Raw genomic sequence first — 15,471 nt, 5'->3', positions numbered from 1 at the left:
TCCGACGGCGACGCAAAGATCTGTTCCTCGGCGTCGCGATTCACTTCGCATTCATTCGATTTCGCCACCCCTGCTCGCGGCTCCCCCACGGAGACTCATCATGCGTTCGAGATCATTGATTGCCTGTGTCGGCCTGTTAGCCGGAGCGCTGGCCGTCGTGGCGTCCGCCGCCGCACAGGCCGCGCCCACGCGTTACGAGGCGGAGGGTTCGCCCTCGGTGTGCGCCGGCACGATCGACGCCAACTGGTCCGGGTATTCCGGCAGCGGTTTCTGCAACGGCACCAACTCCACGAGCGGCTACGCCCAGTTCACCGTGACCGCCGCGGCGGCGGGCACCGCGACGCTGGGCGTCCGGTTCGCCAACGGGACGACCGCGGCCCGGCCGGCGAACCTGGTCGTGAACGGGTCCACCGTCCAGGCACCCTCGTTCGAGGGCACCGGCGCCTGGTCGACCTGGGTGACCAAGACGCTGACCGTGTCGGTCGCCGCGGGCGCCAACACCATCCGGTTGAACCCCACCACCTCCGCCGGCCTGCCCAACGTCGACTTCCTCGACTTCGAGGCCGGTGGCACGCAGCCGCAACCGCCGGGCGGGATCATCGGCTGGGCCACGCAGGCCGGCGGCACCACCGGTGGCGCGGGCGGCACCACGGTCACCGTGAGCACCTTCGCCGACTTCCGCACGCAGGCGCAGGCATCGGGCGCCCGGACCATCCTGGTCAACGGCATGATCAGCGGCTCGGGCACCGTGGAGATCAGCGCCGACAAGACCATCCGGGGTGTCGGCGCCAACTCCGGGATTTCCGGGACCACCCTCAACATCGAGGACATGACCCCGGCGAACGTGATCATCCAGAACATGAACATCCGCGGGGTGCCCGGCAACGACGCGATCCAGATCGAGAGCGCCACGCACGTCTGGATCGACCACAACACCATGTCCAGCACCATCGAGGACAACCCCGACTTCTACGACGGGATGCTGGACATCACCCACGCCGCCGACTACATCACGGTGTCGTGGAACGTCATCCGCAACCACTGGAAGACCTCGCTCGTCGGCCACTCCGACGGCAACGGCGGTGAGGACCGCGGGCACCTGCGGGTCACCTACCACCACAACTGGTTCGACCGGACCTTCGAGCGCAGCCCGCGGGTGCGCTTCGGCGAGACGGTGCACGTGTTCAACAACTACTACTCCAACGTGAACAACAATTCCTCCTCCTACGCCATCGCTTCGCTCATGGACGCCGGGCTGCTCGTGGAGGGCAACGTCTTCGAGAACGTGCAGCAGGCGTGCTGGTCGGCGAGCGGGTACGCGGACTCCGACCCGGGGCGGTTGGTGGCGCGCGACAACTCGCTCACCAACTCCGGACCGTGCGAGGTGAACGGCACGGTGGCGGCCATCCCGTACGGCTACACCGCCGACGGCGTCGGCACGGTCAAGTCGTCGGTCACGGCGGGCGCGGGCGCGGGCAAGCTCTGACCCCGTCACGACGAATCCGTCGCGGAGGGTCCGCAGATCCGGCGGACGACGGGTGGCGGCGACCGGCACCGGCCGGTCGCCGTCACCTGGCGCCCAACTCCTTCGGGTCGCCCGGTTCCTCCCCGAGGGTGCGGTGCAGCCAGGGGTCGTTGGCCGGTGGCTCGTACACCATCGCCGACTCGGCGAACCGGCGCAGCACGCCCTCGTGGCGCTCCGGTCGCCGCAGCGCGTCCGCGACCGAGGCCAACCGCCGTGCCCGGTCCGGGTCGTCGGCGGGCACGGCGGGCAGGTGCGCAGCGGGCGGAGGTAAGCCGTCGGCCAGGTAGGACAGCACGGTGGCGCGCAGGGCGACCTCGGCCGCCACACCGGGGTGCCGGGCCCTCGCCGGCCGGTCGAGCAGCGCGGTCAGCAGGTCCCGGGCGTGGGCGTGTCGACCGATGCCGGCGTGCATGGCCGCGAGTTCCACCGTCGCCCACACCGCCCGGTTGTCGTCGCCTGCCCTGCGGTGCAGGTCGGCGGCGGCCAGGAACAGCTCGGTCGCCTCGGCGTGGGACGCCTGCGCGCGTGCCGCGCGGGCGCCGAAGAACGCGGCGAGGCCCGCGTTGCCGGGGTTCCCGTGCCGGCGGTAGAGGTCTGAGGCGGTGCGCCAGAGGGACGGCACGGAACGACCGGTCGCCGCCCTGGCTTCCTCGTAGGCCGCGTCGGCGCGCAGCCCGAGCGGCGTCCGGGCGTCGACCAGGGTGCGGGTCACCGCGACCCAGCGCCGGGCGGTCCGGTAGTCGTTCAGGCGCAGGGCGAGCCGGGTGTTGTTGATCGCCACGGGCAGCGCGGTGGCGTTCTTCCGCACGGCCGTGAACGCTTCGACCGAGCGTTTCCCCGCGTCCAGCGCGCCGGCTGCGTCCGACTTATCCTCGCGGTGCACGGCCAGCTCGAACGCGATGCGCCCGACCAGCTCGTGCAGCCCGGCGGCGGCGGCGATGCGCTCGGCGGCGGCGAACGCGTCGTCGGCGGCCTGGCCGTCGAGGGTGCGGGCCAGCTCCAGGTACTCGCGCGCGGCCGCCTCGTCATGTCCGCCGTAGTGCCGCAGCCGGGCCGCGTGCGCGCGGTCCTCGCGGACGGACTCCTCGTCGGCCTCCGCCTCGTGCACGCCGCGCAGCTCGTCGGTGAGGTCTCCCGCCAGGTCGAACCACTCCTCGCGCTCGGCGAGGTCACGTGCGGCGACCAGCGGCGTCGGGTCGAGCCGGAGCGCGAGGCCGGGTTCGGGGCTCGTGCGCAGGTCGTCGCGCAGCCGGGTCAGCAGCAGCAGGCGGAAGCGGGCCACCGCGGCCGGCGACTCCTCTTCCTCCAGCCGCTCCAAGGCGTACAGGCGGACGAGTTCGAACAGCCGGAACACCGGCTCGGGCGGGTCGGTCGGTTCCTCGTACCCGGCCACGCTGCGGTCCACCAGGCGGTAGAGGGTGAGCCGGGTGGCGTCCGGGTCGCGCGCCAAGCCGCGGCCGAGGTCCTCGGCGGTCGCGGCCGAGCCCGGCGCGGCGGGCAGGTACCGGAACGCCGTGCGCCCGTCGTCGTCCAGGTGCCGGTAGCTGAGCTCGATGGCCAGCCGCATCGGCAGCACGTCGTCGTCCAGGAACGCGAGCCTGGTCCGCTCGCGCGCCACCAGCCGGGCGACGCCCTCGGCGCCGGTCTCCGGGTGGTTGGTCATCCAGGCCGCGATGAGCCGCAACGCCATCGGCAGGTCGGCGCACGCCGCCGCGATGCGGTCCAGCGCCTGGGCGGGCGCACCGGCCCGGACGCCGGCCAGCAGCTCCACCGACGCGGCGCGGTCCAGCGGCGGCACGTGCACGACCACGTCGGCGTAGCCCTGGGTGCGGCTGCGCGAGGTGACGATGATCGCGCAGGTGGGCGGCGCGGGCACCAGGGCGGCGACGTGCTTGGCGTCCAACGCGTTGTCCAGCACCAGGAGCACGCCGAGCCCGTCCAGCGCGGCCCGCAGGTGCGCCGCCTCCGCGCCGGGCTCGGGCGTCACGCCGACGCTGTGGCACACCAGCTTGGCGACGTCCGCCGCCTCCCGGCGCGCGTCGAGGCCGAGCAGGTCCACGTACCGGACGCCGCCGGGGAACCGGTCGGCCAGCACGTGGGCCGCCTCGACGGCCACGGCCGAGACGCCCGCGCCGAGCTGACCGGTGCACAGCGCCGTGGCACGGCCCCGGCGGGCGAGCGCCGCCGTGATCCGCTCGACGAAGTCGGCGACCAGCCGGTCGCGGCCGACCAACCCGGGATCGCGCGGCGGCAGGGCCGTCATGCCCAGCGCCGTGCGGTGCAGCGGCGACAGCGCGACAGGCAGGTCGGTCGGCTCGCCCCGGCGCACCAGCACCGCCTCGGTGGAGGCCGAGCGGACCGGCGGCAGGGCGGCGGCGAGGGTGGCCGCGAGGCGTCGCGCGTCCGGGGACAGCGCCCGGCCGGACAGCACCTCGCGGCGCAGCTCGACCGACGCGGCCGCGAGGTCGGTGCGCCCGTCCAGCCGGCGCACCAGCTGCCGACGCACCGCGGCCGCCAGTTCACGAGCACCGGGCACGGCTTCGGCGCCGAGCGCCCAGCGGGCCGCCGCCTCCTCGTGGCCGGGCAGCGCGGGCAGCAGCACCCGCGGGTCCAGACCGCGCCGCCCCAGGTGCCGCCACAGGGCGGCGGACCCGCCGACCTCGTCCACCGCGTCCGCGAGCAGCTCCGACCGGACGCCGCGCAGGGCGTCCAGGTCGAGCCGCGCCAGCAGCGGCCCGAGCTGTGCGGCGACCACGTGCGGGCCCTCGCTGCGCGGCAGGCGCGAGTCGTGCAACGACTCCAGCAGCTTGCCCGCCGCACCCGCCAGGTCCAGGCCGTCGGCCAGCCGCACGGGCGTCCGCAGCTCCAGCCCGTACGGCAGCGCGTCGACGTCCTCCAGCACCAGCGGGACGACGCGTCGCCGGGCGTCCGCGCGGGCCAACCCGATCGCGCGGGCGATCTCCTCACGCAGGTAGACAGCGTTCTCGGTGCGTCGCGACACCAGCACCACGGTGATCACCGATGCCCGCAGGTGCCGGTCGAGGACCAGGTCCCACTCCTCGCCCGCGCGCAACATCGAGTCGTCGAAGACGGTCGCGTGCGGTTCGAGCAGGGACCGCAGCCGTTCCGCGGTGGGGCTGTCCGCGCCGGCGTGCGCCAGGAAGAAGTCCCACTCCACCCGTTCGTCCTCCCCGTCGACCGGCAACTCCCGCAGCCACTGTGTCGCGGGAACGGGGCCGAGCGCTACCGCGCCGGGGCCGAACGTGGACCGTCGACACGCCGATCGGGCTTGCGACCGACAGGGCCGGCAACGGTGCGGCCGATCGCGTCCGTGATATCGGCCATTGAGCGGAAATCCCCGAAACGAGACGTCGATTTTCCGGCCCCGGGGGCTGTACCTCCCGGTTGGACCGATCGGCTCATCCGTCGTTTCCCCGGTACTCGGCCACCTGCGGGCGGAGCCGGGCGGCCGGCCGTGCGGCACCGGCGAACGGCCGCACGCGAAAGGTGGTCGACGGCTTTTCCGCGCGTCTCGATTGCCTTGCCAAGGAAATCGTTCCGACAGACACTCGTGAACGTTTCGGAGCCGGACACCGATGTCGGGCGCAGGGCAGCTCTCGCACGCTCCCCGCCCTTGCCCTGCCGTGGAGGAAGCTGCCCGATGAGACTCAAGAACGCGATGCTGTGCGCCACCTTGGCGGTCGTCGGGTTGGTGGGCGCGGTGCTGACGACCGTCGCACCGCCCACCGCGTCGGCGGCGAGCCTGACCGAGGTGACGAACTTCGGCACGAACCCCACCAGCCTGCGCATGCACCTGTACGTGCCGGACCGCGTCGCGCCGAAGCCCGCGATCCTGGTGGCGCTGCACTACTGCACCGGTTCGGGACCGGCTTTCCACTCCGGCACCCAGTACGCGTCCCTGGCCGACCGGCACGGCTACATCGTGATCTACCCGTCGGTGACCCGCAGCAGCAAGTGCTGGGACGTGTCGTCCGCGGCGGCCCTGCGGCGCGGCGGTGGCAGCGACCCGGTCGGGATCATGGCCATGGTCGACTACGTCAAGCAGCGGCACAACGCCGACGCGGGCCGGATCTTCGCCACCGGCACCTCGTCCGGGGCGATGATGACCAACGTCCTGCTCGGCGTCTACCCGGACGTGTTCAAGGCCGGCGCCTCGTTCGCGGGCGTCCCGTTCGCCTGCTTCGCCACCACCAACGGGTCGGAGTGGAACAGCCAGTGCTCCGGCGGCCAGCTGATCAGGTCCGCCCAGCAGTGGGGCGACCTGGTCCGCGGCGCCTACCCCGGCTACACCGGGCCGCGGCCGAGGATGCAGATCTGGCACGGCACCAACGACGAGACCCTGCGCTACCCGAACTTCGGCGAGCAGGTCAAGCAGTGGACCAACGTGCACGGCCTGAGCCAGACGCCGACGTTCACCGACACCCCTCAGTCCGGCTACACCCGCACCCGCTACGGCGGCACCGGGGGGATGGCGCCGGTCGAGGCGATCAGCATGCAGGGCGTCACGCACAACCTGCCGGTCGACGCCGCCCAGGTGATCCGCTTCTTCGGCCTCGACGGCACCTCGCCCACCAGCACCAGCACCACCACGACCACCACCACCGACACCACGACCAGCACCACCACGACCACGACGACCACGACGACCACGACGACGCCGCAGCCCGGCAACGGCTGCCGGGTCGCGTACACCGTGAGCGCCTGGAACACCGGCCTGACCACGGCCGTCACCATCACCAACACCGGCAGCACGGCGGTCAACGGCTGGACGCTCGCCTTCACCCTCCCCGGCGGGCAGACCATCACCAATGGCTGGAACGCCACCTACTCCCCGACCAGCGGCGCGGTGACCGCGCGCAACGCGACCCACAACGCCACCATCGCGCCCGCCGCCTCGGTCGGCATCGGCTTCCAGGCCAACCACACCGGCAACACGGGCGAACCGCCGTCCTTCACCCTCAACGGGGCAGCCTGCACCGTCGTCTGACGCCCACCCGTCCCCGGAGGTCCCGTCCATGAAACGAACGCACACGCTCGCCGGCGCGTTCGCCGCGCTGACCCTGGTCGCCGCCGCGGTGTTCGCCGTCGGCACGGCGCAGGCCGACAGCGGCGTGAAGGTCATGCCGCTCGGCGACTCGATCACCGACGGCTTCAACGTGCCCGGCGGCTACCGCGTCGAGCTGTGGCGCAAGCTCGTCGCCGGCGGTCGCACGGTCGACTTCGTCGGCTCCATGACCAACGGCCCGAGCAGCCTGGGCGACCGCAACCACGAGGGCCACTCCGGCTGGACCATCGCCCAGGTCAACAACAACGTCACCAACTGGCTGAACACCTACACACCGCGCACCATCCTGCTGCACATCGGCACCAACGACATGAACGGCGGCGACCCGGCCGGCGCGCCCCAACGCCTCTCCACCCTGGTCGACCGCATCACCACCCTGGCGCCGAACGCGGACCTGTTCGTCGCGACGATCGTCCCGTTCTCCGGCCGCGACGCGGCCGTCCGGGCGTTCAACGCCACGATCCCCCCGATGGTGCAGAGCAAGCGGAACGCGGGCAAGAAGGTGCACCTGGTCGACATGTACCGCGCGCTGACCACGGCCGACCTGGCCGACGGCGTGCACCCCAACGCCGGCGGCTACGCCAAGATGGCCACCGCTTGGCACGACGCCCTGCTGTCCGTCCCCGGCAGCATCGGCGATCCGGGTACGACCACCACCACGACCACTACTACGACGACCACGACCACCACAACAACAACGACGACGACGAGCACCAACCAGCCCGGTGGCCCGTCGTGCACCGCGACCTACCGGGTGGTGAACTCGTGGGGTGGCGGCTACCAGGCCGAGGTGAAGGTGGACAACGCCGGCACCGCGTCGCTCAACGGCTGGACGGTCCGCATGACCCTCGCGTCGGGCCACACCGTGAACAACCTGTGGGGCGGCGTCAACACCGGGACGAGCGGACCCGTGTCGGTGAAGAACGCCCCGTACAACGGTTCGCTGGGCGTCGGCACGTCGACGACCTTCGGCTTCGTGGCCAACGGCGCCGGCTCCACCGGACCGGCTGACCTGAGCTGCACGAGCCCTTGATGGCGAACGCGGGACCCGCCGGTCACCACGACCGGCGGGTCCCGCGTCACAGGACGTCGAGCCGGTGCAGCAGCAGGCCGGCCATGGCGCGGACGCCCACGCCGATGGCCCGTTCGTCGGCACCGAAGTCCGGCGCGTGCGGCACGCCGTTGAACCCGCGCTCCGGATCGGCCACGCCGAGGTAGAGCATCGCTCCGGGAACCCGGTGCAGGAACAGGGCGAAGTCCTCGCCGTTGAACGGGAACGGGGCGTGCAGCACCTCGACGCCGCTCACCCCGGGGAGGTTGCGCAGGTGCGCCGCGGCCGCGTGGCTGAGCTCCGGCGAGCACACCATCGCGGGGAACGGCGGCCCGGCGAACTCCACCCGCCCTCCCGCCGGGTCGGCCAGGCGGCGCACGTCGTCGCGGAGCGCGGGGTAACGGTCGTCGGGCCAGGCCCGCACGGCGAACCGGACCCGCACCGCGCCGTCGTCGCCGGCCCCGACCTGCGCCCCGGCGGAGACGAACCGCGCCGCCGGACCGTCCGGGGTCCGCATCTCGTCGAGCATCCGGGCGAACTCCTCGGGCGTGCCCGGCCTGCGGACGGTGGACAGCCCCTCGATCGCGGCGCGCAGGCGCTCACCGGTGGCGACGGCGTCCGGTCCGGTCACGTCGACGTGACCGAGGTCGAGACCGGGCAACCCGTTGCCGGGCATGATCGCGAACGAGCCGACCGGGAACGGCGCGCAGTGCAGGGCGTACACCTCGTCTGGCGTCACCTGGTCGAGGGCGCCCGCGTCGAGCATCGCGCGGGCGCCCCGCAACGTCTCCTCGGCCGGTTGGAACACGAACACGACCCGCCCCCCGACCCGCTCCCGCGACCGCGCGAGCAGTCGGGCCACGCCCACGCCGATCGCGGTGTGCAGGTCGTGGCCGCACAGGTGCGCCGCACCGGGTACCCGTGAGGCGAACTCCCAGCCGGGACGCTCGTCGGCGGCGACCGCGTCCATGTCGGCGCGGTAGGCGACGGTGGGACCCGGACGGGCGCCGTGCAACACCGCCACCACCCCGTGGCCGCCGACACCGGTCGACACCTCCAACCCCGCCGCGCGCAGCCGACGCGCGACCAGGGCGGCGGTGCGGCTCTCGGCACCGGCCAACTCCGGCCACCGGTGCAGGTCCCGCCGCAACGCGATCAGGTCGGCGTCGAACCGGTCGGCGTCGAACCGGTCGGCGTGGAACTGGTCGGCGTGGAACTGGCCGGCGTGGAACTGGCCGGCGTGGAACTGGTCGGGCCCTGGCACGGTCATGCGCTGCACGGTACAAAACCGGCCCGCGCCGCGGCGGCCGATCCGGTCAGGGCACGGTCGTCTCGTAGATCCCCCGACCGAAGGTCGCCGCGACGAGCCGGTGGTGACGGCCGTCGTACTCGATGTCGTCCACCGCGACCCGGGGCAGGCCGTGGCCCAGCCGCAGCCAGTGCCCGGGCACGAGCGCGTTGCCGGTGAACACGCCTTGGTCCGTGGCCACGTACAGCTGTCCCGCACGCCCGAGCACGACGTCGTTGACCGGGGCCGACGGCAGGTTGCCCGAGATGTCGGCCCACCGGGCGCCCGCCGAGCGGGTGGTCAGCACGTGGGGCTGCGCCGACCCGGACCGGTAGCCCGACAACGTCACGTACGCCGTCGCGGGGTCGCGCTCGGACACCGCGATCCGGGTCACCCACGGTTGGCCGTCGAGCACCTTCGCCCACGTGGCGCCCAGGTCGCGGGTGAGCCACACCCGGCCGTCGTCGGTGCCGACCCAGATCGTGCGCGGGTCCGACGGCGCGGCGGCGACCGTGGTGATCGTGCCGAACGGGTAGGTGTCCTGGCCGGGTCCGCCGGTCAGGTCGGGGCTGATCGGCGTCCAGGTCGCACCGCCGTCGACCGACCGGTTGAGCCGGTTGCCGCCGTAGTACAGCACCCGCGGGTCCGACGGGTCGAACTGCACGGGGGTGAACCAGTTGCGCCGGTCCGCGGTGGTGGCCGGGGTGAAGTACTCCATCGTCGTGCCGCCGTCGGTGGACCGGAAGCAGTTGCCGTACTGGTAGCAGGCGAGGACGTTCTCCTTGTCCCGCGGGTTGATGATGTTCTCCTCGCCGTCGCCGCCGAGGTACTCGTTGAAGGCCGGTCCGCCCCACGACCGCAGCGACCCGTTGTCCTGGGTGCCGCCGGAGACCCTGGTGACGTCCTGCGGGCTGATCGCCACGCTGTAGAACTGCGTCCACGGCTCGTGCTCGGCCTTGACCCAGCCGCCGTCCCCGTCGGCGTCCGACCGGTACACGCCGCCGTCGTTGCCCAGGTAGACCCGGGCCGGGTAGCGGGGGTCCCAGACCATGGCGTGGTGGTCGACGTGGATCGAGGCGGCGTCCGCCGTCCAGGTCGCGCCGCCGTCCTTCGAGGTCAGCAGCGGGACACCGGCGACGTGCACGTGCCGCGCGTCGTCCGGGTCGACCCACACCTTGCCGAACCACCAGCCGAACGTCGACTGCGACGACTTCAGCACGTCCGGCTCGGGCAGCCGGGTCCAGGTGTCGCCGGCGTCGGCCGAGGTGTAGAAGCCGGCGAACGGGCCGGCGGTGCTGTTGACGATCGCGTACAGCCTGCCCGGTTCGGCGGCCGAGACACCGATGCCGATCCGGCCGACGTCGGGCCCGGCGGGCGGCAGCCCACCGGCGAGCCGCTGCCAGGTCAGGCCGCCGTCGACCGACCGGTACACGCCGGAGCCCTCGCCGCCGTAGGTCCGCTTGACCGGGGTCCGCCGGTGGTCCCACAGCACGGCGTACACCCGCTGGGGGTCGGTCGGGTCGATCTGCACGTCGACCGCGCCGGTGAACTCGTTCGGCACGTCGAGCACGCGCCGCCAGCCGCCGCCGTCGTCGGACAGGTACACGCCCCGGTCGCCGCCGGGGCTGTACAGCGACCCGTTGGCGGCGACGAACACCCGGTCCGGGTCGGCCGGGTCGATCGCGATGCCGCCGATGGCGCCGGAGTCGCGCAGGCCGGTGTTGCGCCAGGTCGCCCCGCCGTCGGTGGAGCGGTACACGCCGGTGCCCTCGTAGGTCACGCTGCCGCCGCCCGGGTTGGGCTCGCCGGTGCCGACGTACAGCGTGCCGTCGGCGGCGGTCGCCACCGCGCCCATGGCCTGGGTCGCGTTGTCCGGCCACGCCGGGGCGAAGGTGCGGCCCGCGTCGGTGGAGCGCCAGAGCCCGCCGCTCGCGGCGGCGGCGTAGACGGTGTCGGGCCGGCGGGGGTCCAGCGCCAGGCTCACGATCCGGCCGCCGATGTTCGTCGGGCCGATCGAGCGCCACCGCGCGCCGGCGGCGGGGAGTCGGTCGGCCTGCGCGGCGGCGAGGTCGTGCGCGTGCCGCGGGATGGTCTCGCCGCGGAGGGCCTTCTGGAGGAACCGGTGCTCGGCGGGCGCCGAAGGTCCGCGGACCGGTCGGTACTCGCCGGGCTGCCCGGTGCCCGGCGGATCGGCGGCGAACGCGGGCAGCGGTGAGACCAGCACCAGGCAACCGGCGGCGATCAGCAGACGGCGAACTCGCATCGGGAACCCCCAGACGATGAGCATCGGCACAGCCCGCGACCGACGCTAGGGAACCCGGTCCCCGGACGACACCCGGTGATCGTCGGGAGTTGTTCACAGTGTTGATCCCGCGGTTGATCCAGCGCCGTTCATCCCGCGCCACTGATCTCGCGCCGTTGATCCAGCGCGGCGCGGGAGTGGCGTCGGCGCCCGGTGCTGTTCGTGGCACCCGCTCTTCCGCGGATCCTGTGTGGGCCGCCCACATGTACCCGGGTGGGGCGTTCTCTAGCTTGTGGGGACCACAAGCTCGGCCGCACCCGGCGACGACGTCGGGCGGGGAGGGGATCTGACCGTCGTGGGTGACTCCTCGTTCCTCCAGCTGCTGCTCGACGCCGCCGACGTGGGCGACTTCGACGCGCCGCTCGCGGCGGCGCGGTCGCGCGGCGAGGAACCCGGACGCCTGGCGGAGCTGGAACGGGAACGCACGCGGGCGTTGCGGCTGCGGGAGGTCCTGATCGGGCACCGCCGCAACGAGGCCGAGCTCCAGCTGCTCAACGACACCGCGAACGACCTGGCCGCGCTGCACGAGCCGGACGCCGTGCTGCAGGCGATCTCCGACCGGGCGCGCAGGTTGCTGGACTGCGACCTGGCCTACATCGGCCTGGGTGACGAGGATCGCGGCGACAGCTACGTCAAGGCCGCGTCCGGGAACGTCTCGGGGCTGCTGCGCGGGTTGCGCCTGCCGCGCGGGACCGGCGTGGGCGGGATGGTCGCGCGCACGGGTGAGCCGTACGGCGTGCTGTGCTACGCCGAGACCCCGACGATCGTGCACACGCCGGAGATCGACGGGACGGTCGCCGCCGAGGGGATGCGGTCGCTGCTGGGCGTGCCGGTGAAGCTGCGGCAGCGGGTCATCGGCGTGCTGATGGCCGCGCACCGCAGCACCCGCACGTTCGGCGCCCGGGACGTCAGCGTCCTGGCGATGCTCGCCGCGCACGCCGCGGTGGCCATCGAGAACGCGCGGCTGCTGGCCGAGGCGCAGGCGGCGGTGGCGGACCTGCGGGTCGCCAACGACACCAACCGCACCCACGCGGACGACCTGGAACGCACCGCCGAGGTCCACGGCCGGCTCACCCGGCTGGTGCTGCACGGCAAGGGTGTCGACCACGTGGTGGAGGCGGTGGCCGACTCCCTCGAACGCGGCGTGGCGCTGCTGGACGAGGACGGCGCGCTGGTCACCGCCTCGGGTGACGCGCGGGTGTCGCACGCGGAAGACCTCGCGGCGGCGGGCAGGCAGGCGCGGGAGTCCGGCCGCACGGTCGTCCGGGACGACCTGTGCGCGGTGCCGATGATCACCGAGTCGGAGTTCCTCGGCACGGTGGTGTCGACCGGTGCCGCCGACCTCGGCGACACGGGCAGGCGCACCCTGGAGGGCGCCGCGCTGGTGGCCTCGCTGGTGCTGGTGTCGCGCAGGCGGATGGCCGAGGTCGAGGCGCGGACGCGGGGCGAGCTGCTCGAAGACCTGCTCACCACCGCGCCGAGGGAGCACGACCTGCTGCGCCACCGGGCGTCGCTGCTCGGCGTGGACCTCGACGTCCCGCACGTCGTGGTGGCCGCCCGGATCGACGAGGACCGGCGCAGCCGGGTGCACAGCGCCGCGACGGCGCTCGCGCGGCGGTCGGGCGGCCTGGCGACCTGCCGCAAGGACGAGGTCGTGCTCCTGGTCCCCGGCTCGGACGCGGGCCGGACGGCGGCCGACGTGGTGCGCGAGCTGACCCGCGCGGGCTCGCGACCGGTGACCGCGGGCGGGGCCGGGGCGTCGGACAGCTCCTCGATCCCGGACGCCTACGGGGAAGCGGCCACGTGCCTGCGGGCGTTGCTGGCGCTGGGCCGGGTCGGCGAGGCCACCGACGCGACCGCGTTGGGCTCCGTGGGCATCCTCTTCGCGGCCAAGGCGGACATCGGCTCGTTCATCCACTCGGTGCTCGGCACGCTGATCGACTACGACGAGATTCGCGGCACCGACCTGGTGCGCACCCTCGACGCGTTCTGCGCGACCGGCCAGAGCGTCACCAACACCGCCCAGGCGCTGCTCCTGCACGTGAACACGGTGGCCCAGCGACTGGCGCGGATCGGCCAACTGCTCGGCGAGTCGTGGCGCGAACCGGAGCGGCTGCTGGAGATCCAGATCGCGCTGCGTCTCCTGCGGGTCGGCGAGCGGCAGGAGCGCCACCCCGATCCCACCGGGGTCCACGCCCGGTGAAACCCGACCCACACCGGCACGCCGCCGGGGCGCGGTCGCCGGACCCGATGTGGTCCGGCGACCGCGCCACCGCGTGCGACTACGCCGCCCGGCGGCTCACGAGCGGGGTCCGCGGCCCGGACCCCGCCGACTTCGGCGTCGTCTGGGCGAACATGCGCCGCGGGCACCGCGTCGGCGAGCTGCGCGCGCTGCCCGAGCTCGCCGAGGCCTTCGACGACTGGCTGGCGGAGGTGCGCCTGGTCAACGCCCAGCCTTGGTGCAGGCGAACTGACGCGCGGAGTCCGGGTCGCCGACACCGGTGTACCGCGGCCAGGCCGGCCACTCGCACAACGGGCGGGTCCGACCGGACGTGGCGGCGTTCTTGTCGGTGACCACCTGGTGCCGCGGCGCGCGGTGGCGCTCCACCCAGTCCTCCAGTGCGGTCAACGAGTCCCAGCCGGCCGCGAACGCGGGCGTCACGTTCGCGTGGTTGGCCCCCGGTACCAGGTAGAACCTGGCGAACCCCCGCACCGCGCCCTTGCCCACGGTCCCCTCCACCCGGCCGAAGTAGTCCACTGTGGAGCGGTGGCTGACCAGCTCGTCCGCCGTGCCGTGCACGAGGAGCAGCTTCCCGCCGGCCCGGGCGAACGGCCGCAGGTCGGGATCGTTGACGTCCTGCGAGGCCGACAGGTCACTGATGCGCCGCTGCCACCGGCCGGGGCGCAGGGGGTCGACGGCGAGGGGGTCGTGCCCGGGATCGCGGGTCACGAAGTACTTCACCCACTGGTCCCAGAACTGCACGCCGTACCCGCTGGTCTTGGGCATCGGGTCGGCGGGCGCGTCGGCGCCCAGGCCCAGCAGCGCCGTGGCCATGCTCGCGCCGGACAGGAACGGGAAACCCGGGCACCCGGTCTCCCCGCTGGCGAGGTCGTGATCCCACCGCAGCGGCGACGACAACGCCTCGACGGCCCGGACCTGCGCGTCGGACAGGCAGGTGTCGCCGAGGTCGACGCCGTCGGGGCAGCGCAGCGAGCGCGGGTCGAAGGCGCAGCCCGCCTCGTGGGACACCACGCCGTCGCGCAGCCCGTCGTCGCCGACGCAGGCCCGCACCACGGCGCGGTGCAGCAGCGCCTGCTTCGCCGGTCCCGGGAAGGCCCCGGGTCGGGACAGCACCCGCGCCTCGTGGCCGAAGAACAGGTCGAGGCTCGCCGCGTTCCACGCCGGGTAGGCCGAGATCACGCCGTCGAAGTCGGTCGGCCGGCGCTGGGCGACGGCCAGCGCCTCGCGTCCCCCGCTCGAACCGCCGACGACGTAGGCGTGCACCGGGCTCGCACCGGAGTAGTGCCGGGCGATGACGAACACCGCCGCGTCGCGGGTCTTCTTCAGCGCGTCACCGGCGAAGTTGCGCAGCGCCTCGTCGTTGACGACGAAGGAGCCGTCCAGCGACCTGGCGGGCACGAAGGCCGGGTCGGCCTGGTGGCCGGAGTCGCTCGCGAACGTGGTGTACCCGCGGGCCGGCGGCACCGGCCGGTCGGCGGGGCCGAACGGGACGTTGCCCGCGACGTCGGGGATGGTGCCGTCGTACCCGCCGCCGCCGAACATCACCACCTTGCGGTTCCACCGGGTCGGCAGGGCGACGCGGAGCAGGATGTCGGGCGCGGCCGGGTCGACGGGGTGGACGGCGGCCTCGACCCGGCAGTGCTCGCCGATCGCGGTGGCGCCCTGCCCCGACGGCGGGACCGTCCGCGCCGCGGTGATCGTGCCGCCCCTGGTCGGCAGACCGATCGCCGACGCCGGGATCGACGCACCGGACAGCCGCGCGCAGTCCGCCACCGCCGATCCCGCGTGCGCGGACGGCGTGACCGGCGCGACAACGATCGCCGCCACCAGTGCCGACACGGTGAAAGCTCTGCTCATGGCCACCCTCCACCACCCCGGTGCGGGAAGACGAACGGTAGGCAGGTGTGCCGTGCGTCACCATGTGTCGGGCGCACAGACCGCGTGGTGAGGCTGTGCTCGTGCCACGGCCGACCGGCG

8 protein-coding genes are annotated in these 15,471 nt (G+C 73.6%); 4 read left to right on the top strand and 4 right to left on the bottom strand.

Going from position 1 to position 15,471, the window contains the following annotated elements; translation table 11 throughout:
- The first annotated feature begins 100 nt into the window (after positions 1–100).
- Positions 101–1,486: a CBM35 domain-containing protein gene (locus tag AB0K14_RS06455; protein WP_360448204.1), complete on the top strand. Its 1,386-nt coding sequence runs from the start codon at positions 101–103 to the stop codon at positions 1,484–1,486.
- Positions 1,487–1,568: 82 nt separating this feature from the next.
- Here AB0K14_RS06455 and AB0K14_RS06450 read toward each other — a convergent pair whose 3' ends face one another.
- Positions 1,569–4,703: a toll/interleukin-1 receptor domain-containing protein gene (locus AB0K14_RS06450; RefSeq protein WP_360448201.1), complete on the bottom strand. Its 3,135-nt coding sequence runs from the start codon at positions 4,701–4,703 to the stop codon at positions 1,569–1,571.
- Between the two features lie 483 nt (positions 4,704–5,186).
- On the opposite strand from AB0K14_RS06450, the gene AB0K14_RS06445 reads away from it, so the two are divergent.
- Positions 5,187–6,533, top strand: coding sequence for a PHB depolymerase family esterase (locus tag AB0K14_RS06445; RefSeq protein WP_360448198.1), 1,347 nt, complete (start codon positions 5,187–5,189; stop codon positions 6,531–6,533).
- 28 nt (positions 6,534–6,561) lie between these two features.
- Positions 6,562–7,644, top strand: a complete 1,083-nt coding sequence (locus AB0K14_RS06440) for a cellulose binding domain-containing protein (protein WP_360448196.1) — start codon at positions 6,562–6,564, stop codon at positions 7,642–7,644.
- A gap of 46 nt (positions 7,645–7,690) precedes the next feature.
- Here the strand turns inward: AB0K14_RS06440 and AB0K14_RS06435 are convergent, their stop codons facing one another.
- A complete protein-coding gene (locus tag AB0K14_RS06435) occupies positions 7,691–8,932 on the bottom strand; it encodes an amidohydrolase (protein ID WP_360448193.1) in 1,242 nt (413 codons plus the stop codon).
- A 46-nt stretch (positions 8,933–8,978) separates the two neighbouring features.
- A complete protein-coding gene (locus AB0K14_RS06430; RefSeq protein WP_360448191.1) occupies positions 8,979–11,213 on the bottom strand; it encodes a glycosyl hydrolase in 2,235 nt (744 codons plus the stop codon).
- Between the two features lie 334 nt (positions 11,214–11,547).
- On the opposite strand from AB0K14_RS06430, the gene AB0K14_RS06425 reads away from it, so the two are divergent.
- Positions 11,548–13,455: a GAF domain-containing protein gene (locus AB0K14_RS06425; protein WP_360448188.1), complete on the top strand. Its 1,908-nt coding sequence runs from the start codon at positions 11,548–11,550 to the stop codon at positions 13,453–13,455.
- A 240-nt stretch (positions 13,456–13,695) separates the two neighbouring features.
- Here AB0K14_RS06425 and AB0K14_RS06420 read toward each other — a convergent pair whose 3' ends face one another.
- Positions 13,696–15,351: a tannase/feruloyl esterase family alpha/beta hydrolase gene (locus AB0K14_RS06420; protein ID WP_360448185.1), complete on the bottom strand. Its 1,656-nt coding sequence runs from the start codon at positions 15,349–15,351 to the stop codon at positions 13,696–13,698.
- Positions 15,352–15,471 lie beyond the last annotated feature (120 nt).

Origin of the sequence: Actinosynnema sp. NPDC050801 (genome assembly GCF_040673975.1) — a bacterium.
In the GTDB taxonomy this organism is placed as follows: domain Bacteria; phylum Actinomycetota; class Actinomycetes; order Mycobacteriales; family Pseudonocardiaceae; genus Actinosynnema.
The sequence above is the reverse complement of the archived record's forward strand: the minus strand, read 5'-3'. Positions and strand labels throughout refer to the sequence as shown.